We start from the raw sequence: 22,306 nt of genomic DNA on the forward strand, positions 1-22,306 counted from the left end.
AATCGGCTCGGTTTGCTTTTAAGCAGTCGCTTTAGCGCCTGAAACGCGCCGGAATCGGCGACTTTTCTGGTCCTATGGCTTCGAGGAACAGGTTGGACCACAGCCTGCGTCTTTTTGCATGCGTGTGTTGCAAAATAGATGCTTGTTTCTTGGGCATGATGAGCACATATATAGTCACATCTCCGGGGCGCGTTCTCCTCCCATTAGCGCCCTTGAGTGTTCCCCTCTGGAGGTTAGCCTTAATCGGCACTTCCAATCAAACTCAGCCGGATCTTTATTGATCCGGCTTTTTTGTTGCCCGCATGCCTTCGAGCCGGCAAGAAAACGACTGAATCCACCGCGTAACAGTGACATGTAACATCGGGTAACATGTCGCAGACCCACTCTATCGTTTAAGTAGACGATAGGACGCGGTTGGTCGGTTCGGGAGATGGGGGCATCACTCGAAAGACCGGGCTCAGGCAAGCACCGCGTCCGAACCTTTTTACGGATGCGGCGGACCAGCCGTTGCCTCCCAGGAGAACGGTCCGCAATAGGAACGGCGTCCGGATCATCCGGACGCCGCTTTCATATCCCCAACAGAAGCCTGCTAGCAGGCCGATCTGCTCGTGCGTTTCACCGTTTCACGGAAACGGCGAACCGCACTATCTCCTTGTTCTTTCGCAATTCCGCACGGAAAACCGCTCACACTTTTCCCGGAATTGCTCTAGGCCGCTTTGCCGTTGGCGTTCATCGCTTCGTCGGCCAGCCGGCCGGTGAGCTCGGCCATGTGATCGAAAGTGGCCTTGTAGCTGGCGACGCCGGCGGTCGCCGAGCGCAGCTCGATGATCAGATCGCCGATTTCGGCCTGCGGCATGGTCGCCTCGACGACGTCCCAGCCGGGCCAATCGGGCCTTGCGTCATAGCCGAGGATCTGGCCGCGCCGCTGCGGGATCAGCGCGATGATCTTGGAGGTCGCGTCGGAGGGCGTGACGATCTCGACCTTCATGATCGGCTCAAGCAGGACCGGCGAACAGGCGGCCATGCCTTCCTTCATCGCGAGCTTCGCCGCCATCTGGAAGGCCATGTCGGAGGAATCGACCGCGTGGTAGGAACCATCCGACAGATTGACGGCGACATCGACGACCGGAAAGCCGAGCGGGCCTGTCTTCAGATAGTCGCGAATGCCGGTCTCCACCGATTGGATATAGGTTTTCGGCACCACGCCGCCGGTGATGGTGTCGGAGAACTGGAAGCCGGACCCGCGCGGCAGCGGCTTGATCTCGATCACCACGTCGCCGAACTGGCCGTGGCCGCCGGACTGCTTCTTGTGGCGGCCACGCTGTTGCGCCGATTTGCGGATCGTCTCCCGGTAAGGCACCGCCGGGGTATGGCCCTCGATCGGGATCTGGTTCTTGCCTTCGAGGCGCTCGCGCACCACGCGCAGATGCATCTCGCCGTGACCCGACAGGACGGTTTCGGCGGAGTCCTGGTTGTGGCGCAGGCTGAGCGATGGATCTTCTTCGGCAAGCCGCTGGATCGCCGCCGACATCTTGACCTCGTCCTTGCGCTCCTTGGGGCGAAGCGCGAAGGCGAAGACCGGCTGCGGCGGCTCCAGCGTGACCAATGGCCGGATGCCGCCCTTGGCCGAGCTCAGCGTCTGGCCGGTCTTGACGTTGTCGAGCTTGCCGAGCGCAACCGTGTCGCCCGCCTTGGCGGATGTCAGCTTCGACTGGTCCTTGCCGAGCATCCTGTAGATGCCGGAAACCTTCGCCGTGTCGCCGTTGGAAAGGAAGAGCTCGGCTGCGTCGGCCAATTGGCCCGAGAGCACGCGCGACACCGAAAGCTTGCCGCCATGCGCGGTGTGAATGGTCTTCATCACCTGCACTACCGTCTGGCCGTCCGGCGCGCCAAGGCGCTTCCGCGTCGCCTCGACATCCGGCGCGTCATGGCGGATGGCTTTCAACAGGCGCAGCACGCCGTTGCCCTTCTCGGCCGTGCCGATCAGCACCGGCGTCACCGCGCCGGCGCGCAGATCGGCCGAGAGATCGTCGAAGATCGCGTCCTTCGGCGGCTCGATCTCCTCCAGCAACTGCTCCATCAGGTGATCGTCATGGTCGGCGAGCGTCTCCAGCATGGAGAAACGCGCTTCCAACTCGCGCGCCTTGTCGTCGTTCGGAATCTCGGCGACCTGGCTTTCGGCATATTCGCGATAGATGTAGGCGCGTTCCAGCGCCAGATCGATCGAGCCGATGACGATACCGTCCTTGCGCACCGGTATCTGGCGCAGCAGCAGCGGTACCGTGCTTGCCGGCTGCAGCATCTTCAGCGTTTCGCGCACGCCCGCAACTGCCTTGTCGACCTTGTTGAGGAACAAGATGCGCGGAATGGCGAGATCGTCGAGCTTGCGCATGATGAGCTGCAGCGCCGGGATCTTCTTCTCGTCGGCCTCGGCGACGACGACCGCGAGGTCGCAGGCGGCGAGCACGGGTTCGGCCTCGAAGGCGAATTCGATCGAGCCGGGGCAGTCGACGAATGTGATCTGCTCGCCCATGAAATCAGTAGTGGCGAAGGTCGCCTCGACGCTCATGCCGTGAGCGCGGGCTTCGGGCGAATGATCGGAAACGGTGTTGCCCGACGAAACGGGGTTCTGGCGGGGGATGGCGCCCGTGCGGGCGAGGATGGCTTCGAGAAGTGTCGTCTTACCGCTTGCGAAGGGACCGACTATGGCAATGCATTTCGGTCCCGTGCGTCGTCCTCCGGCGCGAGTACCCATGGCTGAACCTCCACTCAGGCGTTTCCCAAGGAGCGATCAGCAAAAGTGGAAACCGGTTTGCGTCCGATCGCACCCTGTGCAGAGCGGCGGCCGGCCTGTTCGGCCGTCGCGGGCGGGTTTTCACCTCTTCCCAAAGCCATCGTCACACGGGTTCGACGGGAGGGCAAGGAAAATAGAATGTTCGCCGGCTTGGTTTAGGCAGGCTGCCATTTCCTATTCGTCAGGCCGTGAGGGCAAGACCGCAGCCGCTAAAAGCCAAGCCGGCACCTGCCAATTGGGCCGTCCGCGAGAAGCCGGAATCGGAAGATGTCAATAAAGGCTCAGCCGGCCTCGGTTCGGCGCACCGGCATGGCTGCGCTCTGCTTCACTACCCTCTCCGCAAAGCGTGACAGCAGCGGATTGAACAGGTCCGGCTTTTCCCAGAAAGGTGCATGGCCGGCGCCGGATATGACATGGCACCGTTCCCACAGCGAGGCGTAGGCCACAGTCTCGAAGTAGCTCAACCGCACAAGCGGGTCATGCTCTCCATTGATCACCGCGACCGGGAAGGGGGCATTCTCGACCACCTGCTTCTGGTCGGCACCCTTGCCGGCAAACATGCCGAACGCCACGCCCGCGCGCAGCCTGCCGTCGGTGCGCCTTATGGCCTCGCGGAAAGACGGACTTGCGCTGCCGCCGAAGCAAAACGCCTCAAAGCGCTCGATGTCGCGTTCGGAGTAAACTTTCTTGGAAGTGAGCAGCATGTCCCAGTTGGCATGAAAGCCACGCAGCATGCCGAGCGGCCCCCTCGACACCGGCGGCGCCCCGGTCAACACCAGACCGTTCACCGCGTGATGGAAGCTGGCAAGTTCAATCGCTACATGGCCGCCAAGCGACCAGCCGAAGATGATGGCGTGGCCGATGTTGAGGGCATCGAGAAGGCGGGCTGTGGTCTGGGCGAGGCCGGTGATCGTATAGGTTGCGGCCGGGTCGCGAGCATCGGAGGAGTCGCCATGGCCGGGAAGGTCGAAAGCGATCAGCCGGTGGGCATCGGCGAGCGGACTGTCGAACTGACGCGCAAAGACGGCGCGCGAACTGCCCGAGCCGTGGATCATGACGATGGGCAGGCCGGAACCAGACGACTGGCTGAGGCGCAAATCAGCCTGCGGCGTACGGATTGTGCGGTCAGTGACGCTCATGCTGGATAGATCCTCGGATGTGGCTGGTGGCCAACATCGCATCCGGGGCTCTATATCTTCTTTAAGCATGTGGTTAAGAGAGGGTTCCTGGAAATAGCGGCCGGCGTGGCTACCGGCTGGATGGCAGCACCGGCGGAAACCCCTACGATGGAACCACTCCTCGATCTTCTTGTCTCGATTTGCAGCATCGCGACCATTGGCCAATATGTCTGGTCGATGCGGGCGCATTTCCAATTGCAGGCCATGTTTCCAGGCGCCATGGTGATTTCGGCAGCGGTGATTGCCACGACTTTTTTCTTTCTCGCCATCCTGTGGATCCAATCGCAGCCGGTTCCGGCAAAGCTCGCCGGGCTCGCCGTCGAACTGGCAAGCTCTGCCCTCTTCTGGTGGGCGATCGTCACCTCGCGGAAGGCGCGGCTGCACTTCGCCTTCGCGCCCGATAATCCGCACAGCCTGCTGACCGGTGGCCCCTATCGCTACATCCGCCACCCTTTCTACTCGTCATACATCATCTTCTGGATTGGATGGGGGATCGCGACCTGGTCGATCTGGGCGGTGGTGCCGGTCGCCGGGATCGCCGTACTCTATGTGGTTGCGGCGCTGGGCGAAGAAAAGAAATTTTCGCGGACGCCATTGGCGGGCGATTACCAGGCCTATCGCGGTCGAGCCGGCCTGTTCTGGCCGCGGCTGGGGTGGTAGCCGACAAGTGATGCCGGAGACCGGCGGGTATTTCGTCTCGCCGCGGCGGATCGCCTCGATCGCCGCGTTCTTGATGTTGTCGGGCGTATCGAAGTCCGGCTCGCCGGCGCCGAGGCCGATCGCGTCACGACCGGCATTTTTCAGGGTTTCACCTCTTCCCAAAACCATCGTCACACAGGTTTGTCGGAGGGCAAGAAAAATAGGACGTTCGCCGGCTTGGGTTCAGCAGGCCGCCATTTTTGCTTGTCAGGCTGTGAGGGCGAGCGGTTCGCGGGCGGCGGCACATAACGCGCTTGCCTTGTCGCGCGGCGCCGGCCTGCCGAAGAAGTAGCCCTGGAAGCGGCTGCAGCCGGCCGTCCGGGCAAGCGCGAATTCCTCCGCGGTTTCGACGCCTTCCGCGACGATGGCGATGTCCTGGATGCGGGCGATCTGCGCAAGCGCAGACACGAAGATCTGCGCCACCTGGTCGTGGGCGAGGCTGCGGATGTAGGAGCGATCGATCTTGACGCTGTCGATGGGCAGCGACTTCAGGTAGTTGAAGCCGCAATGGCCGGTGCCGAAGTCGTCGAGGGCGATGTGGAAGCCGAGGCCGCGCAGTGCCTCGAGGCGCCTGAGAACCTCGGGCGTCGCGGCCGTCGCCACCGTCTCGGTGATCTCGATGATGAACTGCGACGCGGACCGGCCGGTCTCGCGCAGGACCCGGTCGCACATCGTCACGATCTCGTCGCGCTTCAGCTGCTCGCCGGAGACGTTGATCGAGATGCGCCGTCCGGGAAAATGCCCGATATCTGCGCAGGCGCGCTTGAAGACCCATTCGCCGATCATGTCGATCAGCGTCGAACGCTCGGCGATCGGGATGAATTCCGACGGCGAGATCAAGCTGCGCACGGGATGACGCCAGCGGATCAATCCTTCCAGTGCGTCGACCGAGCCGTCGGGATCGACGATCGGCTGGTAGTGCAGTTCCAATTCGCCGAGATAGATCGCAGCGCGCAGCTCGCGTTCGACCAGCCGGCGATAGCGTTTGTCAGACAGCATCTCCTCGTCGAAAACGGTGACGCGGCCGCGGCCGCCCGCCTTGCTCTCGTAGAGCGCGAGATCGGCCAGCAGCATCAATTCAGTGCCGTTCGAAGCGTGCAACGGCGCGAGCGCGACGCCCACCGAGATCGACAGGGGAATGATCTTGCCTTCATGTCTCTTGCCGGCCCGCATCGCATGCAGCAGCCGGCGGGCGTCGTTGCCGATACTGGCGACGTCGCCATGCGGAACCATGATGCCGAACTCGTCGCCGCCGAGCCGGCCGATGACGCCGTCCTCGAAGATGCGCTGCGCTTCCGCGACCAGATGCGCCAGCGCCAGATCGCCGAACTGATGGCCGAACGTGTCGTTGAGCTGCTTGAAATGATCGAGGTCGATCAAAAGCAGGCTTGCCTGGCGGCGATTGCGCGAGCCGCTCAGCCAATCGCCCAACGCTTCGATGAAATAGCGCCGGGTCATCGCGCCTGTCATGGCATCGACAGTGAGAAAGCGATGCTTCTCGGCCTCGGCGTCCGCCGCCGATTGCAGGCGCTGGACGACGTTCGAGCGCATATACATCAACACCAAAAGCGCCATTAAGGTCGAAGTCACCGACACCGCGAGCGCGCCGGCGCGGGAGGCGTTCTCCGTCAGCGCGAAAGCCGCAAGCCCGGTGGCGGCGATGCTCATCACGAGCAACGCCTGGATGCCGCGATAGATACGGCCGCTGTGATCTTTGATTGTCGCCAAGATACTCATGTCCGCGCCCCCACAGCACGCGACATGGCTAGGACCTTAGCCGTTAAGAAACGCTGAGCTTGGCCGCTGCCTGGATCTATTCCTTTGCCGCTGAGTGGAGATCGCGATTTTATGGTTAAAAAGCAACTATTTGTGACAGTTCTCTGACATTCTAATGCTGCAATCCGCCCGCTGCGCGAATGAGAAACCGAGGTTGCCGCCCGGCAACGGCTCAAAGCCAGTTGCAACGGTCTCCCGACGAGGTGAAACTACCGCGTGAGACGCCGGGCGGGGCGCTTTGTTCGAGAGGATCTGAACGATGAAGCTCATTGCGTGCGGCAGCGTGCCGACGATCATCGCGCCGGAGACATATTTCACCGGGCGGGTGCTGCAGACGCCGATCATCGAGAAAGAGGCGCCGGCGCGGCTGAGGGCGACGCTGGTCAGCTTCGAGCCCGGCGCGCGCACCCATTGGCACACGCATCCGCTTGGACAGACGCTCTATGTCACCGCCGGCGCCGGCCTGGCGCAAAGCTGGGGCGGCCCCGTGCAGGAGATCAGGGCAGGGGATGTCGTTTCCTTCGCGCCGGGCGAAAAGCACTGGCATGGCGCCGGCCGGAAAACCGCCATGACACACATCGCCATGCAGGAGGCGCTGGACGGCGTCCACGCCGATTGGCTGGAGCAGGTTTCCGACGAGCAATATGGCAGCTGATCGGCGTCCAAGAAAAACCCGGCGCGGCGCCGGGTTTTTCTTGCTGGCCGGCCGGGCGGCCGATCAGGTCAGCGACGCGGTAAAGCGCTGGATGCGCGTGCAGGCTTCTTCCAGCAAGGCATCCGACGTGGCGTAGGAGATGCGGAAGTTCGGTCCGAGGCCGAAGGCCGAGCCGAACACCACCGCGACACCTTCGGCCTCCAGCAGTTCGGAGCAGAAGGTCTCGTCATTGTCGATCACCTTGCCCGTCTTGGTCTTCTTGCCGATCAGCTGGGCGCAGGACGGGTAGACGTAGAAGGCGCCTTCCGGCGACGGGCAGGAGATGCCGCGCGCCTGGTTGAGCATCGAGACCACAAGGTCGCGCCGGCCCTGGAAGATCGCCTTGTTCCTGGCGATGAAATCCTGCGGTCCGTTGAGCGCCTCGACCGAAGCCCATTGCGCGATGGTGCAGGCGCCCGAGGTCTGCTGGCCCTGGATCATGTCCATCGCCTTGATCAGCGGCACCGGGCCGGCGGCATAGCCGATGCGCCAGCCGGTCATGGCATAGGCTTTCGATACGCCGTTCATGGTCAGCGTGCGCTCATAGAGGTTCGGCTCGACCTCGGCGATGGTCTTGAAGACGAAATCGCCATAGGTCAGGTGCTCATACATGTCGTCGGTCAACGTCCAGACATGCGGATGCCTGAGCAGCACGTCGGCCAGCGCCCGCAGCTCGGCCTCCGTGTAGGCGGCGCCCGACGGGTTCGACGGCGAGTTCATCAACAGCCATTTGGTCTTCGGCGTGATCGCCTTTTCCAGCACTTCCGCCGTCAGCTTGAAGCCGTTGTCGATCGAGGTGTCGGCGAACACCGATGTGCCGCCGCAGATCGCCACCATTTCGGGATAGCTCACCCAGTAGGGGCGCGGGATGATGACCTCGTCGCCCGGGTTCAGCGTCGCCATGAAGGCGTTGAACAGGATCTGCTTGCCGCCGGTGCCGACGATGGTCTGCTCCGGCCGGTAGTCGAGATTGTTCTCGCGCTTGAATTTTTTCGCGATCGCCTCGCGCAGCGGCACGATGCCGGAAACCGGCGGATATTTGGTCTCGCCGCGGCGGATCGCCTCGATCGCCGCATTCTTGATGTTGTCGGGCGTATCGAAGTCCGGCTCGCCGGCGCCGAGGCCGATCACGTCACGGCCGGCATTTTTCAGCTCGCGCGCTTTCTGCGTCACCGCGATGGTCGCGGAAGGCTTAACGCGGGAAAGGGCGTCGGCGAGAAAGGCCATGACGAAATGTCTCCTAGGAAAAGCGGCCAGGAGCGGCCGCGGCGCCTCTCATGTCGCATCATCGCGCGGAGCGCAAGCATTGTGCGATGAGCCAGAGGTCAAGGAGGCGTGACCAAAGTCGGCCTGCGTGAGCGGCAACGCTAAATTCATCAACGGCCGGTAAACCCTTGGCTGGCAGGATCGCAGATCGGATTGCGACTATTCGCGGAGCGAGAAACCTTGTCGCGCAGCATCGGGCTCGCCCACATCATCCGTCATGATGACGGCACCTCGACCGGTGTCTGGGGCATCTATACGTTGCAGAGCGCGTTCCAGCCGATCTTCGCCTTCAAGGAGGGCAAGCTCTCGGTCGTCGCTTTCGAAGGGCTGATCCGGCCGTTCCGCGATGGCGAGCCGCAGTCGCCGGGGACATTTTTCGGCACCTGCCCGGCAGCCGACCGGCTGCATATCGAGGCGCTGACACGCACGCTGCATCTTCTGAACGCCGGCGCCTGCCTGCCGCAAGAGGCCTCCATCTTCGTCAATTTCGACCCGTCGGTCTTCACCGATCGTCACATCGCCGACAAGGCCCTGCGCGACATGCGGCTGGTGCTGCATGAAGCCGGCATCGATCCGCGCCGCATCGTCTGCGAGGTCACCGAGCAGAAATCGGCTTCGCAGGAAGCGCTCTACGGCTTTGTCGAGGCGCTGAGGGCCAATGGCTTCAGCATCGCGGTGGACGACTATGGCGCCGATGATTCCGACATCAATCGGATCAAGGAACTCAAGCCAGACATCGTCAAATTCGATGCGAATTGGATCACCCATCTGATGGAGTCCGGCGCCGGCTTCGCCTTGCTGACGGCGATGGTGCAAAGTTTCGAGAACCAGGGCATCCGCACCGTCTTCGAAGGTATCGAGGAAGGCTGGCAGTTGGAGCTCGCCGAGAGGTCCGGCGCCTCCATGGTGCAGGGCTACGTGCTTGCCCGGCCGGAACTTGCCCCCACCAGCTTTCGCGTCTTCGGCAAGGGCGCGCAGCAGCCTTCGAGCGAAGACAGCAAGGCACCGGCCGCCGCAAGCCCGGCGGCCCCAACGCTGCACGGACGGCCGGCAAGGGTGTTCGGGCGCAAGGTCGCGCCATGAGCGGACAACCAGACAGGCGGCGCAACGTCGCCGAGGCGATCTTCGCCGACGAGATCGGCCTCCAGTTCGGCGTCTATGGCGAGTACCGGCTGTGGAGCGCCTATCAGCCGATTTTCGCGCCGGAGGGCAGGGTGCTCAGAGCCGTCGCCGTCGAGGGGCTGATCGAGCCGCGCCGCGTCGCGCAGCCGGTAGCCGCTTCGGTCTTCTTCGGCAGCATTCCCGCGTCCGACCTTCTGTTTGTCGAAACGATGTGCCGGATGCTGCATCTCGGCAATTATCGCAACATCGGCGTCGAGGGATTGACGCTGTTCTTCAACTATAATCCGACCATCAACGATCATCTCGGACGTGCGCTCGCCGAGATCCGGCTGATGACCAGGCATCTCGGCGATCTGGAGCTTGAGCCCAGCCTGCTGGTCTGCGAGATCACCGAACAGGCAGCCGACGACCAGGTTCTTGCCAGCCTGGTGCGCGAAATGCGGCGCGACGGCATCCGCATCGCCATCGACGATTTCGGCACGGGGCATTCGACCGAAGCGCGCATCGATCTGCTTGCACCCGACATCGTCAAGATCGATGGCGCCTGGTTTGGCGAGCTCTGCCGCCATGCCGCCGCCGAACGCTTCTTCCGGCCGTTGGTGGCGATGCTGCACGAGCGCGGCGCCAAAGTGCTGGTCGAGGGCATCGAGAATGCACAGCACTTGCGCGTCGCGCTCGAGGGCGGCGTCGACCTGCTGCAAGGCTTCCATCTCGCCCGCCCGGCGCTCGCCGGCACGGTCTTCAAGGAAGAACCGCTTTCCATCGACGCTCTCATCGACGCCGGCAACAAGGTCGTGCCCCTGCATCAGCATCGCTGATGCTCGATCCAAAAGACGCATCAGCATCGCTGATGCTCGATCCAAAAGGCGCATCAGCATCGCTAATGCAGACGCGAAAAAATATCAGCGTCGCTGATGGTTCTTCTTGAAAACAAATCACTGGATGGTCTCGCCTGGGCGCGTTAGAGCCGTGCTGAAATGAGCTTCAGGCGACGCGCGAGGTATGTGCGATGATCCTTTACGACATGGCCGACAGCGGCAATTGCTACAAGCCGCGGCTGTTGATGGCCAAGCTCGGCATTCCTTTCACCCGGGTCGAGGTGAGCTCGCATACCGGCGAGACGCGCAAACCAGACTACGTCGCCAAGAATCCGAACGCGATGGTGCCGATGCTCGAGCTCGACGACGGCAGGCGTATCGCCGAGAGCAACGCCATCCTGCTCTATCTTGCCGAAGGCACGCGCTTCCTGCCGACTGACAAGTATGAACGCGCGCTGGCTTACCAATGGCTGTTCTTCGAGCAATACAGCCACGAGCCCTATATCGCGGTGCGCAAGGCGCTTTTGACTTTTCCGGGACGGGCGAAGGACGCCACGCCGGAACGGCTGGCGCAGACGCTGGAGCGAGGCAACAAGGCGCTCGGCGTGATGAACCAGCATCTGGAGCGGAACGAATTTTTCGCAGGCAGCGCCTATAGCGTCGCCGACATCGCCTTATACGCCTATACCCACACCGCCGGGATGGGCGGCTTTCAGCTCGACGCCTATCCGGCGGTCGCCGCCTGGCTGAAGCGCGTCGAGGCGGACAAGGGGCATGTGCCGATCGAGTGGATGCCTTAAGGCAGCGCCGGCGATCGGCGAAAGGCTGGGGGACAGCTTCCTTCTCCCCGTTCACAGGGAGAAGATGGCGGCAGCCAGATGAGGGGCTGCGCCGACCTTACTAAGTCAGCCAAAATGACAGCCCTGAAACGTTGGCGCTGCCCCTCATCGCCCTGCCGGGCACTTCTCCCCGTGAACGGGGAGAAGGAGGCAACTCGCCAAAATCCAGGCAACAAAAAAGGCGGGCAATGCCCGCCTTCCTCTGCCGGTAGCCTGATCGGGAGCGTCTGGTCCGGGCCGGCAGCTATCTGCTGTTCCAGCTTGTCGGGTCTTTTCGCTCCGGCGCGCTTCTCGCGCGACCGTCAGTACATCCGTGACTTGCCACGCGCCCCGAACCTTCGCCCGGTGCGCGCCTTACTTAGTCGCATTTTGCGTCGCTGGCCGTAAAGCCTGCCGCAAAATGCTTAAGCCAAATCAGGCTGCCTTGCTAAGAGAGCCAGCAGCGGACTTGCCGGTGCGGCGGTCCTGCTCGATCTCGAAGTTGATTTTCTGGCCTTCAGCCAGGCTCGTCATGCCAGCGCGCTCGACAGCGGAGATGTGGACGAAAACGTCCGCGCCGCCATTGTCAGGCTGGATGAAGCCGTAGCCCTTGGTGGCGTTGAACCACTTGACCGTACCAGTTGCCATATAGAATGCCCTTCACATTTGCTTTTGTTTGACCGGACCAACGTCCGGCCGGCGGTATCGAAATTTTGGAGATAGACGTCAGCAAACGCGAAGATCGCGGCCCGATCGATCGGCCAAATTCAATGCTGCGGATATAGGATAGTTTGAGCAAGAAAACAAGATGGGTTGCCTGGACGCTGCCCCGCATCCCGGATCGAGCGGAATACAAGCAGGAAGTTTTGACAGCGATGCCGCGTTGTGAACGGATGGGATGCTTGCCCTTCAGAGGAGAGAAGCCATGAAAGCCATTCTGCCTGCCGCCTGCTTCCTGCTGCTGGCCGCGGAAGCGCAGGCGGTGACGCGCTACGATCCGACGCGCATGAGCTGCGACCGGGTGCAGGCGACGATCGCCAGACAGGGCGCCGTCATCCTGCGCTACCAGTCGACGCGCGTGCCGGGGCTGCCGCTCTACGACCGCTATGTGCGCGACGAGCGTTTCTGCAACGCGGGCGAAGTGAGGGCACGCGCCTACGTGCCGAGCGCCGACACCCGGTCCTGCATGGTCTATGTCTGCAAGCGTCCGGATTTCGAGCGGCGTTTCCGCCGCCGGTTCCTGCAGGACTGATACGCAGCGCCTTAGAAACCGAACGAGGCCTGCGCCGCCGGCGGCGGGCCGACGCGAACGCCTTCCATGGCCAGCATCCTTTCCTTGGTGGCCGAGCCGCCCGGAGCGGAGAAGCCGCCGATCTTGCCGCCGGCCGCCAGGATGCGATGGCACGGAATGACCAGCGGCACCGGATTGGCGCCGAGCGCCGCGCCCGTTTCGCGCGGAAGGCCCGCATGGCCGGCGCGCTTGGCCAGTTCGCCATAGGTGGTGGTCTCGCCGAAGCCGAGCTTGCGAGCCGCGTCGTAGATGGCGAGGCGGAAATCGTCGACGCCGTCGAGATCGACCGGCACGCTCGAGAAGTCGACGTCCTCGCCGGCCGCATAGGCCTTGATCTTGGCGATCAGATCGACCACCCAGGACGGCTGGTCTGTCGAGGCTGAGACGCCGGGGTGGCGAAGCAGCCGGCGCTCGACCGCTTCGCGGCTGCGCTCCGGCAGGCAAAGCCGGATCAGGCCCTTCTCGCTCCAGGCAATGCCCATGAAGCCGATCACTGTTTCTAACACTGCGTGGCCGGCCGTGATCTGGGATGTGGGTTTCATGGCGTATTCCTTCGGCAAAACAGCGAAAAACGAGTACATATCCAGAACAATATGGCACTTCGGCCCTGTTGTCGCCACCCGAAAACCGCCGGGTGGCCCCGATTGCCGGGTGTGAATCGCTGGTGTAAGGACTCCTTAACAACCGACAAACCGGACCCGCACGGCTTGCCAGCTAAAATCATATTCACCGCGCTCAGCGTGCTCGTAGCCGCTGCTGGTCTCAGCGGCTGTACCTCGACCTCGCAGATGAAGGCCGCGCCCGCGCTCGCGGAAGCCTCGACGCCGGCCGTCGCGGATGATACGCCGACGCTCGCGCTGCCCGAAACGGTGGCCGTGCTGCCGGAGCCTTCTGGCCTCGCGCAGGTGCAGACTGCCGCGCTGGCTGGCGATGCCGTCGCCATGGCGACCACGCCAGGGGCGCCCGCGACGCAAAGCGCATTGGCGATGCAAGGCGCGCCCGCGACGCAAGGCGCGCCTGCGACGCAAAGCGCGCCCGCGACGCAAAGCGCGCCCGCGACGCAAAGCGCGCTGTTGCCGCCGCCTGTCCAGCCCGGCGCGCCCGCCGCGGCGCTGGCTCAGCCTGCGGCTTTCGCCGGAGCGACGCCGATAGCCGGCCAGTTTCCGCCGCCGCCGGTGCTGACGGCCGGCGGCTCGCCGACCGGCCCTGGATCCATCAAGCAAGCGGCGTCGATCAGCCGCGCGGCGGTCTATACGACCGCGGGCATGGCCATGCCGGTCACCGGCCAATCGGCGAAAGTCGCCCCGATGCCGGGGGTCCAACAGGTTGCTTATGTGGCGCCGGACAACCCGGCGCTGCTGGCGGCACCCGGCCAGCCCGAGCAGCACGCCAGCGGCCCGCGCGGCGAGATCGAGCGGCTGATCGAGAAATATTCGGCGATCTATGAAGTGCCGGTCGAGCTCGTGCGCCATGTCGTGAACCGCGAGAGCACCTTCAACCCGAAAGCCTACAATCATGGCCATTGGGGGCTGATGCAGATCAAGCACGCGACGGCGCGCGGCATGGGCTATGACGGGCCGGCGGCCGGCCTGTTCGACGCCGAGACCAACCTCAAATACGCGGTGAAATATCTGCGCGGCGCCTGGCTGGTTTCGGGCGGCAACGCTAAGCGGGCCGACACGCTCTACCAGACCGGTTACTACTACGACGCCAAGCGCAAGGGCCTGCTCGAGGCGACGGGGCTTGGCTCCGACCGCAAGCGGCACCGCCTGCCACCCGACGCCTGAGCGGACGGTCCCGCGCGGCGTTTCGAGACAGCGCCATGCATGAAAACACAATTCCCCGTCCGCCGGCTGCCAACGACATCCGCCTGCGCAAGCTGCTCGACGACACGCTCACCGCGCCGCACTGGCCGCAGGGTTTCGTCATGCGCGCGTTCGAGCACCGGGACGCGCCAGCCTTGCACGCGCTGCTGGAAGAGGTGTTCGATGACGGCGCCGACGGGACGTTCGACGAGTGGTGGCCGCGCATTGCCGGCGATGCGGAGTTCAATCCCGCTCTCTGTTTCCTGGCGATCGACGGCAAGGGGCTGCTGGCGGGCGCGGCGCTCTGCTGGACATCCGGTTTCGTCAAGGATCTCGCCGTCCATCCGGAATCGAGACGGCAGGGCCTCGGCGAGGCGCTGATGCGGCAGGTGTTCCTGACCTTTCGCGAGCGCGGGGCGACCCATGTCGATCTCAAGACTAATATTGTGAAGAACACCGCGGCCTTCAGGCTCTACGAGCGGCTCGGCATGATCCCGGTCGACTGGGAAGGCTGACGCCAAAGCACGGCGGGCCGGATCGGAGGCTCCCGGCGCGGCGTTGCAATCGCCTGCGCCCGGACATTGTGAACTCCTTCACATAGGCTGACGTTAGGGCATGCTAATGCGTCGTCGTGCCGGGCGGCCGATCGGCGGATCGACGCGGGCAAGGCGTCGGAGGAGGCTGTGCCGGCATGCGTCAGCCACTCCCAGGCGGGCTCCGGGGCGGGGGTTTCGGAGCCCGTCCGCTTTGCGTGAAGCGAGGCGGACGGAACGGGCCGCCGACGCGGCGAGCCACCGAGATCGGCTTCACCGACCTGCTGGCCCGGTCGGCCACGCACAACGCGGGAACCCTAAGCGGCGTCGCGCATTCAACGCAGGGGCCTTGATGAGCCGCGACCTATGCGTCGCCGGTCGCGCAGGGAGGTCCGCAATCCCGTGAAGCTCGCTTCAGCATTCCTGGCCGCCGGCATCCTGCTCGGCGCTGTTCAAGCGCGAGCCGTGGAACTGTCGATCGTGTCGGGCGATACCGGCAACGGCATCAAGGTGCTGCGCGAGATACTCGATCGTTACGAGAAGAAGAGCGGCAACAAGGTCGATATCGTCGTCATTCCGCCTTCGACCACCGACCAGTTCGGCCAATACCGGCTCTGGCTTGCCGCCGGCAGCAGCGATATCGACGTCTACCAGACCGACGTGATCTGGGCGCCGCAGCTTGCCAGCCAACTGGTCGACCTGACCAAGGCGACAAGGGATGTGGTGGGAGAGCATTTCCCGTCGATCATCCAATCGCAGACGGTCAACGGCAGGCTCGTCGCGCTGCCGATCTTCACCGACGCGCCGGCGCTCTATTACCGCAAGGATCTGCTCGACAAATACGGCGCCAAGGTTCCGACCACCTGGAAGGAGCTCGCCGATACCGCCAAGCTCGTGATGAACAAGGAGCGGGCGGCCGGCAACAAGGACATCTGGGGCTTCGTCTTCCAGGGCAACGCCTATGAGGGGCTGACCTGCAACGCGCTCGAATGGGTGATGTCGAATGGCGGCGGTCGGATCATCGAGCCGGACGGTGAAATCTCCATCGACAATCCAAAGGCGGCCGCGGCGCTCGACATGGTCAAGGGCTGGATCGGCACGATAGCGCCGCCGGGCGTGCTCGCCTATCAGGAGGAAGAAACGCGCGGGGTCTGGCAGACCGGCAATGCAGTCTTCATGCGCAATTGGCCCTATGCCTATGCGCTCGGCAACAGCGAGAATTCACCGATCAAAGGCAAGTTCGACGTGGCGCCGCTGCCGGCCGGCGAAGGCGGGCGGCCGGTCGCCACACTCGGCGGCTGGAACCTTGCCGTCTCCAAATATTCGAAATATCCCGCCGCCGCGATCGACCTGGTCAAGTTCATCGCGTCGCGCGAGATGCAGAAATACCGAACGCTGAAGACGTCCAACCTGCCGACCATCGCAGCGCTCTATGACGACCCCGACATCGCCCGGCAGCAGCCGATCGTGCCGCGCTGGAAAGAGATCTTTCTCAACGCGCAGCCGCGTCCCTCGGCAACCGCCAGGATCAAATACAACGAGGCATCCAGCCAGTTCTGGACGGCCGTGCACAACACGATCTCCGGCAACGGAACCGCCGCCGAGAATCTGGCCGATCTCGACGCGAGGCTGACCAGGCTGAAAGGCAAGGGCTGGTGAGCGCGGCAAGGCGATCGCCGCTGATGCGTCGACGCGTCCGCACGGCCTGGCTGTTTCTGGCGCCGATGCTTCTCGTGCTCGCCGCCGTCGCCGGCTGGCCGTTCCTGCGCACGGTCTATTACGGTTTCACCGATGCTTCGCTGGCGGACCTCGACGCGCGGCAATGGGTGGGCTTCGACAATTACTTTTCGGTGCTGCGCCTGCCGAGCGGCCGCCTGCTCTATGACGGGTTGCTCGTCGATCCGGTCTGGTGGCGCGCGGTGTGGAACACGGTGCGCTTTGCCGTGGTGTCGGTGGCCTGCGAGACGGTGCTGGGCATGATCGTCGCCCTCGCCCTCAATGCCGAATTTCCCGGGCGCGGCATCGTGCGGGCCGCGATCCTGATCCCCTGGGCGATCCCGACCATCGTCTCGGCCAAGATGTGGCAGTGGATGCTCAACGACCAGTTCGGCATCATCAATGTCGCGCTTCTCAATCTCGGCCTGATCGACACCAAGATCGCCTGGACCGCCAATGCCGATACCGCGATGATCGCCGTGCTGATCGTCGATATCTGGAAGACGACGCCGTTCATGGCGCTGCTGATCCTGGCGGCCCTGCAGATGCTGCCGCGCGAGATTATCGAGGTGGCGAAGCTCGACGGCGCGAACCCGTGGCAGATCTTCTGGCGGGTGACCTTGCCGCTGATCCGGCCGGCGGTGATGGTGGCGGTGATCTTCCGCGCGCTTGACGCGCTGCGCATCTTCGACCTGATCTACGTGCTGACGCCGAACAATGTGCAGACCAAGTCGATGTCGATCTTCGCGCGCGAGAACCTGTTCGAATTCGACAAGTTCGCCTATGGCTCCGCCGCCTCGACGCTGCTTTTCCTGATCATCGGCCTGCTCACCATCGCCTATATCCGCATCGGCCGGCTGAGTTTCGACGGAGGGCGCTGACATGAAGATGCTGAAGCGCGCCGGCTTCTACCTGCTGCTCCTGGCGATCGTTTTCGTCGCGGTGTTTCCGTTCTACTACGCAATCGTCACCAGCCTGAAATCGGGAACAGAGCTGTTCCAGGCAGGCCTGTGGCCGCAATCGTTCAGCCTTGCCAATTACCGCAACGTGCTGACCGAAGGTCCCTTCCTGCGCAATCTCGTCAATTCGCTGATCGTCTCCGGCGCGGTCGTGGCGGTCTCGCTGCTGCTCGGCGTCACCGCGGCCTATGCGCTGGCGCGCATCCGTTTCCGCGGGCGCTCGACGCTGATGCTGGCCATCCTGTCGGTCTCGATGTTTCCGCAGGTCGCGGCACTTGCCGGGCTGTTCGAGATCATCCGGGCGCTGCATCTCTACAATTCGCTACTGGCGCTTATCCTGTCCTACATGATCTTCACACTGCCGTTCACCGTCTGGGTGCTCACCACTTTCGTGCGCGACCTGCCGGTCGAGATCGAGGAAGCGGCGATCCTCGACGGCGCCGGACCATGGACCATCCTCACGCGCATCTTCCTGCCGCTGATGTGGCCGGCGCTCGCCACCACCGGGCTGCTTGCCTTCATCAGCGCCTGGAACGAGTTCCTGTTCGCGCTCACCTTCACCTCCACGAACACGCAGCGCACCGTGCCGGTGGCGATCGCGCTGCTCTCCGGCAATTCGCAGTTCGAGATTCCGTGGGGCAACATCATGGCCGCCTCGGTGATCGTCACCGTGCCGCTGGTGGTGCTGGTGCTCGTCTTCCAGCGCAGGATCGTGTCGGGTCTCACTGCCGGCGGCGTCAAAGGCTAGATGCGACGCGAAAAGTGACCGGAAAGCGTGTGCCGAAATGTCGGATCAGGTCGCGGCGAGCCGTCCTTGGATCGTAGAGCAACCGCGCCGGGACGCCGGCGCCAGGAGACGATCATGATCACCTTTCCCAATGAATCCGCCAAATATCGCACCGCGCGCGAAAAATTGCTGCGCAAGGAAATCGAGCTGCGCCGTGCCATGGAAGCGGTGGCGGAGGCAAGGCGCGCTTTGCCGCCGGGCGGTTTGGTTTCGCAGGACTATGTGTTCGACGCCCTGGACGACCAGGGCCAGACGGCGAAAGTCAAGCTGTCGGACCTGTTCGCGCCGGGCAAGGATACGCTGATCCTCTATCAGATGATGTTCCCGCGTCACCCGCAGGAGACGCGCGAGGTGGCGAAAGGCGGCGAGACGGCGAAGCTTGCCCGGCAGGACCAGCCATGCCCGTCCTGCACGGCCCTGCTCGACCAGTTCGACGGCGCGATCGGCCATCTCGAAGCGGCGGGCTTCAACTTCGCCGTGGTGGCGAAGACCGCGCTCGACAATCTGCTAGCGCTCGGCCGCGACCGCGGCTGGCGAAACATGCGGCTCGTCTCGTCGGCTGGCAATCCTTTCAAGCGCGACTACAATTCCGAGACGGCCGAGGGCGCGCAGATACCGCTGCTTTCGGTGTTCCACCGCGATGGTGACGGCATACGCCATTTCTGGTCGTCGGAGCTAGACTTCGCGCCATCGGACCCGGGACAGGATCCGCGCGGCATCGGCACCTGCGAGATCCTGTGGAACCTGATGGATTTCACGCCCGAAGGCCGGCCGAACTGGCACGAGCAGCTGCAATATGCCGGGCACGCCGCCGGCGCGCACTGCCACTGATGGCGATGCGGGCGCTCAGCCCGCGCGCTTCTTTCGAGGCAACCTCTTAGGCAACCCTGGGGCCGGTGCCGCGTTGGGGAAGGCGGAGGGGCTGTTTCGGATCGGAGATCGAGATGAAAACGCTGCTGCCCCTGGTCGCCGTCGCGCTTCTTGCCGGCGCGCCCGCCGCGTTCGCCCAATCGGACAATTCAGACGCCGTGGGACCGATGGTGACCGAGAACAAGGTCGACACACAAACCTTCGTCACCACCGTGCCGAATGCCAACATGTTCGAGATCGAGTCGAGCAAGCTGGCGCAAGAGAAGTCGGCGTCGGCCGACGTCAAGACTTTCGCCGCGCAGATGATCAAGGATCACAGCAAGGCGGCGGAGGATTTCAAGGCGGCGCTCAGCCAAGGCCAGACCACGGCATCGATCAAGCCGGCCGGCCCTGCGCTGCAGCCGAAGGAGCAGCAGTTGCTCGACGACTTGAAGGCGGCGAGCGGCAAGGAGTTCGACGCCAAATACATCAAGATGCAGGCCGACGCGCATAAGGATGCGGTGGCGCTGTTTTCCACCTACGCCAAATCCGGCGACGACCCGGCGATGAAGGAATTCGCCAAGAAAACGCTGCCGGTGCTGAAGATGCACGAGAAGCACGTGAAGGAACTGGCGGTCGCGCATCAGTGAGGGGGCCTTCCCCCTTCTCCCCTTGTGGGAGAAGGTGGCCGAGCGAAGCTCGGTCGGATGAGGGGTGCTTCAGGGAATGCCGACGTCGCACTCCGCTGGAGCACCCCTCATCCGTCTCGGCGCTGCGCGCCGATCCACCTTCCCCCACAAGGGGGGAAGGGAAATCGCTGGCGTTCCCCAGCTGCCGCGATAAGCTCGCGCGCAACCAAGGGAGGACCGCCATGGACAAGGAAGTCATCGAAGTACCCGTGACGTCGGCGAAGGTGCGCTCGCTCGGCCTGCCGTGCTCGACGGCGGTGCGGGCCAACGGCTTCGTGTTCATCTCGGCGACGCCGCCGGTGGACATGGTGACGGGCGAGATGGTGCGCGGCGACATCGAAACGCAGACCGAAGCGTCGCTGAAGGCGCTGAAGCATTGCCTGGAAGCGGCCGGCAGCTCGCTGGACAAGGTGGTGATGGTGCGCATCTACGCCGTCAATTCCGGCTTCTACAACGCCATCAACCGGGTTTACGCGAAGTACTTTTCGACCAACCCGCCGGCGCGGAGTTTCGTACCGGTGGCATCCTGGCCGATGGAGTTCGATATCGAGATCGAGTGCGTTGCGGTGGGGTGAGCTTTTAGACGCAACCGTTTCGCGGGAGTGCAACTAATATCCCTATTTTTTATCGTTCCCCGAGGCCGCCTTCAAAGACATCGACTGCGATCGCACGGCGAATGGTCCACGTAGCTCTTGTGGCCTCGCGCTTAGAGATTTAGCTACCTGACTCAGATTTCTTTGAAGCTGGCTGGAGTGCTGTTTAACATTTGTGTTTGTCACAGTTTCCCCTCGCTGATTTTGAGCCATCGGTTGATTCCTCCGTGATTCCTATTAATGAATCTTTTCGTTTCAACGGACAAGTTAAATGTCCGGTTCCGGGGGGAACTCATGACATCGAATGACAACGCGCTAAGTGAGTCAACGGATTGGCCCGAACTCGTTTTTGGGCTGGTCGGCCCAATCGGCGTGAACATGCGCATCGTAGAACAGAAACTGCGCGAGGCGCTCGTCTCAGTTGGTTACAATCCACAGTCAATTCGATTGACCGATTTGATGTCCCAAATTGCAATCGATGGGATCGAGATCGACGACGGTTCGAACCCAGTCGCAAAATACGAATCAAAAATTCGATACGCAAATGCGGTCCGGAAGAAATGTGAAAATGATGCCGCTCTCGCTGCGCTCGCGATCGATGAGATACGAAATCGTCGTGAAGCCCATTGGAGAGAAGTTGATCCATCGCCTGATGCCGCAAAGCGCCCCGTCGAGCGCGCAGCCTACATTCTTCGACAATTGAAAAGAGCCGAAGAAATTCTACTGCTTAGAAAAGTTTATGGACGGAAATTTATTCAAATATCTGTCCATCTAAGCGAGAAAGATCGAAAGAAAAATCTTGAGCGTGATATAGCGCTTAACAATGCAAATTTAACGCCAAAGCAATGCGCGGACTACGCTGAAAGCCTTGTTGAGACCGACATGAGCGAGCGCTCAGACATTCATGGTCAACGTATTGAGGAAGTCTTTCACATGGGGGATGCCTTCATTAGCGGACGAAACGAGGACAGTATTTCACGAACGACTGACCGCTTCATATCTGCGTTCTTCGGAAAAAACTCGATAAGCCCGACAAAGGATGAGTACGGTGCTTATATGGCGGCCTCGGCCTCGCTTCGATCTATCGACCTTTCTCGCCAAATTGGTGCGGCGATATTTTCAACGCGAGGCGAAGTAATATCACTTGGTTGCAATGAGGTTCCAAAGTTCGGGGGTGGGACTTATTGGACCGAAGACGATGATCCCCACCGAGATTTTGATGACGGGATTGATGCCAACCGCACCGAGAAGAATCGTATTATTTTTGACTTTCTCCGCACGCTCGAAGGCGCTCAGGTTTTGAGGGACGGAGCATCCGCTGCAACGATTTACTCAGACGAGAATGTCCGTAAGCGCATCAAAGATGCTGCAATTTCGGACATAACGGAGTTCGGCAGGATGACGCACGCTGAAATGACGGCTCTATGCGATGCTGCTCGATCGGGTAGAGCCACCGCCGGAGCTACAATATTCGTTACGACATTTCCATGTCATAACTGTGCTAAGCACATTATCGCATCGGGAATTCGAAGAGTTGTATTTATTGAACCATACCCAAAGAGTAAAGCGCTCTCATTGCATGAAGATTCCGTCTCACTAGACGACGGTCAGGAAAAGAGAGTTATTTTTGAGCATTTCGTGGGAATATCTCCCAGGAGATATAGAGATATCTTTGAAAAGACATCTCGGCGAGGTGGCGGCGGTCAGCTCTCGGAATGGTACGAGGATAGTGCAAAGCCACGGCTTGAGGATAAGGGGCCCTCCTATATCTGGAATGAGGAATCTGGAATTTTTTCAACACTTGAAAAAGTGGTGCAAGAGCTGGGCATCGAATTAGAAAATCAGCAGGAGACCAAAGCTGAAATAGGCCACTGATTGGCAATTCCTCCGCTGCACTCACAAGGCTGGCCGACAGCGCA

At 62.3% G+C, this 22,306-nt stretch carries 21 protein-coding genes and 1 pseudogene; 15 read left to right on the top strand and 7 right to left on the bottom strand.

The window, feature by feature from the left end; all coding sequences use genetic code 11:
• Positions 1-706: 706 nt before the first annotated feature.
• Complete coding sequence (locus LB552_RS10005) at positions 707-2,755, bottom strand: elongation factor G (protein ID WP_224604619.1); 2,049 nt, start codon at positions 2,753-2,755, stop codon at positions 707-709.
• A 320-nt stretch (positions 2,756-3,075) separates the two neighbouring features.
• Positions 3,076-4,002: an alpha/beta fold hydrolase gene (locus tag LB552_RS10010; protein WP_224604621.1), complete on the bottom strand. Its 927-nt coding sequence runs from the start codon at positions 4,000-4,002 to the stop codon at positions 3,076-3,078.
• 78 nt (positions 4,003-4,080) lie between these two features.
• Here LB552_RS10010 and LB552_RS10015 point away from each other — a divergent pair, with 78 nt between their 5' ends.
• Complete coding sequence (locus LB552_RS10015; RefSeq protein ID WP_224531322.1) at positions 4,081-4,632, top strand: methyltransferase family protein; 552 nt, start codon at positions 4,081-4,083, stop codon at positions 4,630-4,632.
• Positions 4,633-4,641: 9 nt separating this feature from the next.
• On the opposite strand, the pseudogene LB552_RS10020 reads toward LB552_RS10015, so the two are convergent.
• A pseudogene (locus LB552_RS10020) lies at positions 4,642-4,779 on the bottom strand (aspartate transaminase); the annotation flags it as partial.
• 99 nt (positions 4,780-4,878) lie between these two features.
• Complete coding sequence (locus LB552_RS10025) at positions 4,879-6,408, bottom strand: putative bifunctional diguanylate cyclase/phosphodiesterase (RefSeq protein WP_224604623.1); 1,530 nt, start codon at positions 6,406-6,408, stop codon at positions 4,879-4,881.
• Between the two features lie 298 nt (positions 6,409-6,706).
• Between LB552_RS10025 and LB552_RS10030 the strand changes: the two genes are divergently transcribed.
• Positions 6,707-7,102 (top strand): cupin domain-containing protein, encoded by a 396-nt coding sequence (locus LB552_RS10030; protein ID WP_224604625.1) that lies wholly within the window; start codon positions 6,707-6,709, stop codon positions 7,100-7,102.
• 63 nt (positions 7,103-7,165) lie between these two features.
• On the opposite strand, the gene LB552_RS10035 is transcribed toward LB552_RS10030, so the two are convergent.
• Entirely contained in the window at positions 7,166-8,368 is a 1,203-nt protein-coding gene (locus tag LB552_RS10035; protein ID WP_224604640.1) for a pyridoxal phosphate-dependent aminotransferase, read from the bottom strand.
• Between the two features lie 219 nt (positions 8,369-8,587).
• Here LB552_RS10035 and LB552_RS10040 point away from each other — a divergent pair, with 219 nt between their 5' ends.
• From LB552_RS10040 to LB552_RS10050, 3 genes are all read left to right on the top strand, one after another.
• Entirely contained in the window at positions 8,588-9,490 is a 903-nt protein-coding gene (locus tag LB552_RS10040; protein ID WP_140838562.1) for an EAL domain-containing protein, read from the top strand.
• Positions 9,487-10,347, top strand: a complete 861-nt coding sequence (locus LB552_RS10045; RefSeq protein ID WP_224604643.1) for an EAL domain-containing protein — start codon at positions 9,487-9,489, stop codon at positions 10,345-10,347. Before LB552_RS10040 ends, LB552_RS10045 begins: the two co-directional genes overlap by 4 nt.
• A 191-nt stretch (positions 10,348-10,538) precedes the next feature.
• Complete coding sequence (locus LB552_RS10050) at positions 10,539-11,147, top strand: glutathione S-transferase family protein (RefSeq protein ID WP_224604647.1); 609 nt, start codon at positions 10,539-10,541, stop codon at positions 11,145-11,147.
• Between the two features lie 453 nt (positions 11,148-11,600).
• Here LB552_RS10050 and LB552_RS10055 read toward each other — a convergent pair whose 3' ends face one another.
• A complete protein-coding gene (locus LB552_RS10055; protein ID WP_027168154.1) occupies positions 11,601-11,813 on the bottom strand; it encodes a cold-shock protein in 213 nt (70 codons plus the stop codon).
• A gap of 277 nt (positions 11,814-12,090) precedes the next feature.
• Between LB552_RS10055 and LB552_RS10060 the strand changes: the two genes are divergently transcribed.
• Positions 12,091-12,417 carry a hypothetical protein gene (locus LB552_RS10060; RefSeq protein WP_224604649.1) on the top strand — a complete coding sequence of 109 codons (327 nt, stop codon included), beginning with the start codon at positions 12,091-12,093 and terminating at the stop codon, positions 12,415-12,417.
• An 11-nt stretch (positions 12,418-12,428) separates the two neighbouring features.
• Here LB552_RS10060 and LB552_RS10065 read toward each other — a convergent pair whose 3' ends face one another.
• Positions 12,429-12,998 carry a methylated-DNA--[protein]-cysteine S-methyltransferase gene (locus tag LB552_RS10065; RefSeq protein ID WP_224543126.1) on the bottom strand — a complete coding sequence of 190 codons (570 nt, stop codon included), beginning with the start codon at positions 12,996-12,998 and terminating at the stop codon, positions 12,429-12,431.
• Between the two features lie 165 nt (positions 12,999-13,163).
• Here LB552_RS10065 and LB552_RS10070 point away from each other — a divergent pair, with 165 nt between their 5' ends.
• The 9 genes from LB552_RS10070 (at position 13,164) to LB552_RS10110 (ending at position 22,262) form a co-directional block, all read left to right on the top strand.
• Positions 13,164-14,243 (top strand): transglycosylase SLT domain-containing protein, encoded by a 1,080-nt coding sequence (locus LB552_RS10070; protein ID WP_224604654.1) that lies wholly within the window; start codon positions 13,164-13,166, stop codon positions 14,241-14,243.
• 35 nt (positions 14,244-14,278) lie between these two features.
• On the top strand, positions 14,279-14,776 hold the full coding sequence (locus LB552_RS10075) for a GNAT family N-acetyltransferase (protein ID WP_224604656.1): 498 nt from the start codon (positions 14,279-14,281) through the stop codon (positions 14,774-14,776).
• Between the two features lie 420 nt (positions 14,777-15,196).
• Positions 15,197-16,453 (top strand): ABC transporter substrate-binding protein, encoded by a 1,257-nt coding sequence (locus LB552_RS10080; RefSeq protein ID WP_224604660.1) that lies wholly within the window; start codon positions 15,197-15,199, stop codon positions 16,451-16,453.
• A 23-nt stretch (positions 16,454-16,476) separates the two neighbouring features.
• Positions 16,477-17,391: a carbohydrate ABC transporter permease gene (locus LB552_RS10085; RefSeq protein ID WP_224604662.1), complete on the top strand. Its 915-nt coding sequence runs from the start codon at positions 16,477-16,479 to the stop codon at positions 17,389-17,391.
• 1 nt (position 17,392) lies between these two features.
• Positions 17,393-18,217: a carbohydrate ABC transporter permease gene (locus LB552_RS10090; RefSeq protein ID WP_224604665.1), complete on the top strand. Its 825-nt coding sequence runs from the start codon at positions 17,393-17,395 to the stop codon at positions 18,215-18,217.
• Positions 18,218-18,331: 114 nt separating this feature from the next.
• Positions 18,332-19,087 (top strand): DUF899 family protein, encoded by a 756-nt coding sequence (locus tag LB552_RS10095; RefSeq protein ID WP_224604668.1) that lies wholly within the window; start codon positions 18,332-18,334, stop codon positions 19,085-19,087.
• Positions 19,088-19,200: 113 nt separating this feature from the next.
• On the top strand, positions 19,201-19,755 hold the full coding sequence (locus LB552_RS10100; protein ID WP_224604673.1) for a DUF4142 domain-containing protein: 555 nt from the start codon (positions 19,201-19,203) through the stop codon (positions 19,753-19,755).
• Positions 19,756-19,976: 221 nt separating this feature from the next.
• Positions 19,977-20,369 carry a RidA family protein gene (locus LB552_RS10105; RefSeq protein ID WP_224604676.1) on the top strand — a complete coding sequence of 131 codons (393 nt, stop codon included), beginning with the start codon at positions 19,977-19,979 and terminating at the stop codon, positions 20,367-20,369.
• A gap of 312 nt (positions 20,370-20,681) precedes the next feature.
• A complete protein-coding gene (locus LB552_RS10110) occupies positions 20,682-22,262 on the top strand; it encodes an anti-phage dCTP deaminase (RefSeq protein WP_224604677.1) in 1,581 nt (526 codons plus the stop codon).
• Positions 22,263-22,306: the final 44 nt, after the last annotated feature.

The sequence above is a fragment of the Mesorhizobium sp. CA7 genome (assembly GCF_020165015.1).
Taxonomy (GTDB): Bacteria; Pseudomonadota; Alphaproteobacteria; order Rhizobiales; family Rhizobiaceae; genus Mesorhizobium.

What these genes read in the sequence shown, in the direction of transcription:
- LB552_RS10010 (WP_224604621.1), bottom strand. Translation starts at nt 4,002, where the DNA reads ATGCTTAAAGAAGATATAGAGCCCCGGATGCGATGTTGGCCACCAGCC.
- LB552_RS10075 (WP_224604656.1), top strand. Translation starts at nt 14,279, where the DNA reads ATGCATGAAAACACAATTCCCCGTCCGCCGGCTGCCAACGACATCCGC.
- LB552_RS10090 (WP_224604665.1), top strand. Translation starts at nt 17,393, where the DNA reads ATGAAGATGCTGAAGCGCGCCGGCTTCTACCTGCTGCTCCTGGCGATC.
- LB552_RS10105 (WP_224604676.1), top strand. Translation starts at nt 19,977, where the DNA reads ATGGACAAGGAAGTCATCGAAGTACCCGTGACGTCGGCGAAGGTGCGC.
- LB552_RS10045 (WP_224604643.1), top strand. Translation starts at nt 9,487, where the DNA reads ATGAGCGGACAACCAGACAGGCGGCGCAACGTCGCCGAGGCGATCTTC.
- LB552_RS10035 (WP_224604640.1), bottom strand. Translation starts at nt 8,368, where the DNA reads ATGGCCTTTCTCGCCGACGCCCTTTCCCGCGTTAAGCCTTCCGCGACC.
- LB552_RS10085 (WP_224604662.1), top strand. Translation starts at nt 16,477, where the DNA reads ATGCGTCGACGCGTCCGCACGGCCTGGCTGTTTCTGGCGCCGATGCTT.
- LB552_RS10065 (WP_224543126.1), bottom strand. Translation starts at nt 12,998, where the DNA reads ATGAAACCCACATCCCAGATCACGGCCGGCCACGCAGTGTTAGAAACA.
- LB552_RS10095 (WP_224604668.1), top strand. Translation starts at nt 18,332, where the DNA reads ATGATCACCTTTCCCAATGAATCCGCCAAATATCGCACCGCGCGCGAA.
- LB552_RS10025 (WP_224604623.1), bottom strand. Translation starts at nt 6,408, where the DNA reads ATGAGTATCTTGGCGACAATCAAAGATCACAGCGGCCGTATCTATCGC.
- LB552_RS10110 (WP_224604677.1), top strand. Translation starts at nt 20,682, where the DNA reads ATGACATCGAATGACAACGCGCTAAGTGAGTCAACGGATTGGCCCGAA.
- LB552_RS10060 (WP_224604649.1), top strand. Translation starts at nt 12,091, where the DNA reads ATGAAAGCCATTCTGCCTGCCGCCTGCTTCCTGCTGCTGGCCGCGGAA.
- LB552_RS10100 (WP_224604673.1), top strand. Translation starts at nt 19,201, where the DNA reads ATGAAAACGCTGCTGCCCCTGGTCGCCGTCGCGCTTCTTGCCGGCGCG.
- LB552_RS10055 (WP_027168154.1), bottom strand. Translation starts at nt 11,813, where the DNA reads ATGGCAACTGGTACGGTCAAGTGGTTCAACGCCACCAAGGGCTACGGC.
- LB552_RS10050 (WP_224604647.1), top strand. Translation starts at nt 10,539, where the DNA reads ATGATCCTTTACGACATGGCCGACAGCGGCAATTGCTACAAGCCGCGG.
- LB552_RS10030 (WP_224604625.1), top strand. Translation starts at nt 6,707, where the DNA reads ATGAAGCTCATTGCGTGCGGCAGCGTGCCGACGATCATCGCGCCGGAG.
- LB552_RS10015 (WP_224531322.1), top strand. Translation starts at nt 4,081, where the DNA reads ATGGAACCACTCCTCGATCTTCTTGTCTCGATTTGCAGCATCGCGACC.
- LB552_RS10005 (WP_224604619.1), bottom strand. Translation starts at nt 2,755, where the DNA reads ATGGGTACTCGCGCCGGAGGACGACGCACGGGACCGAAATGCATTGCC.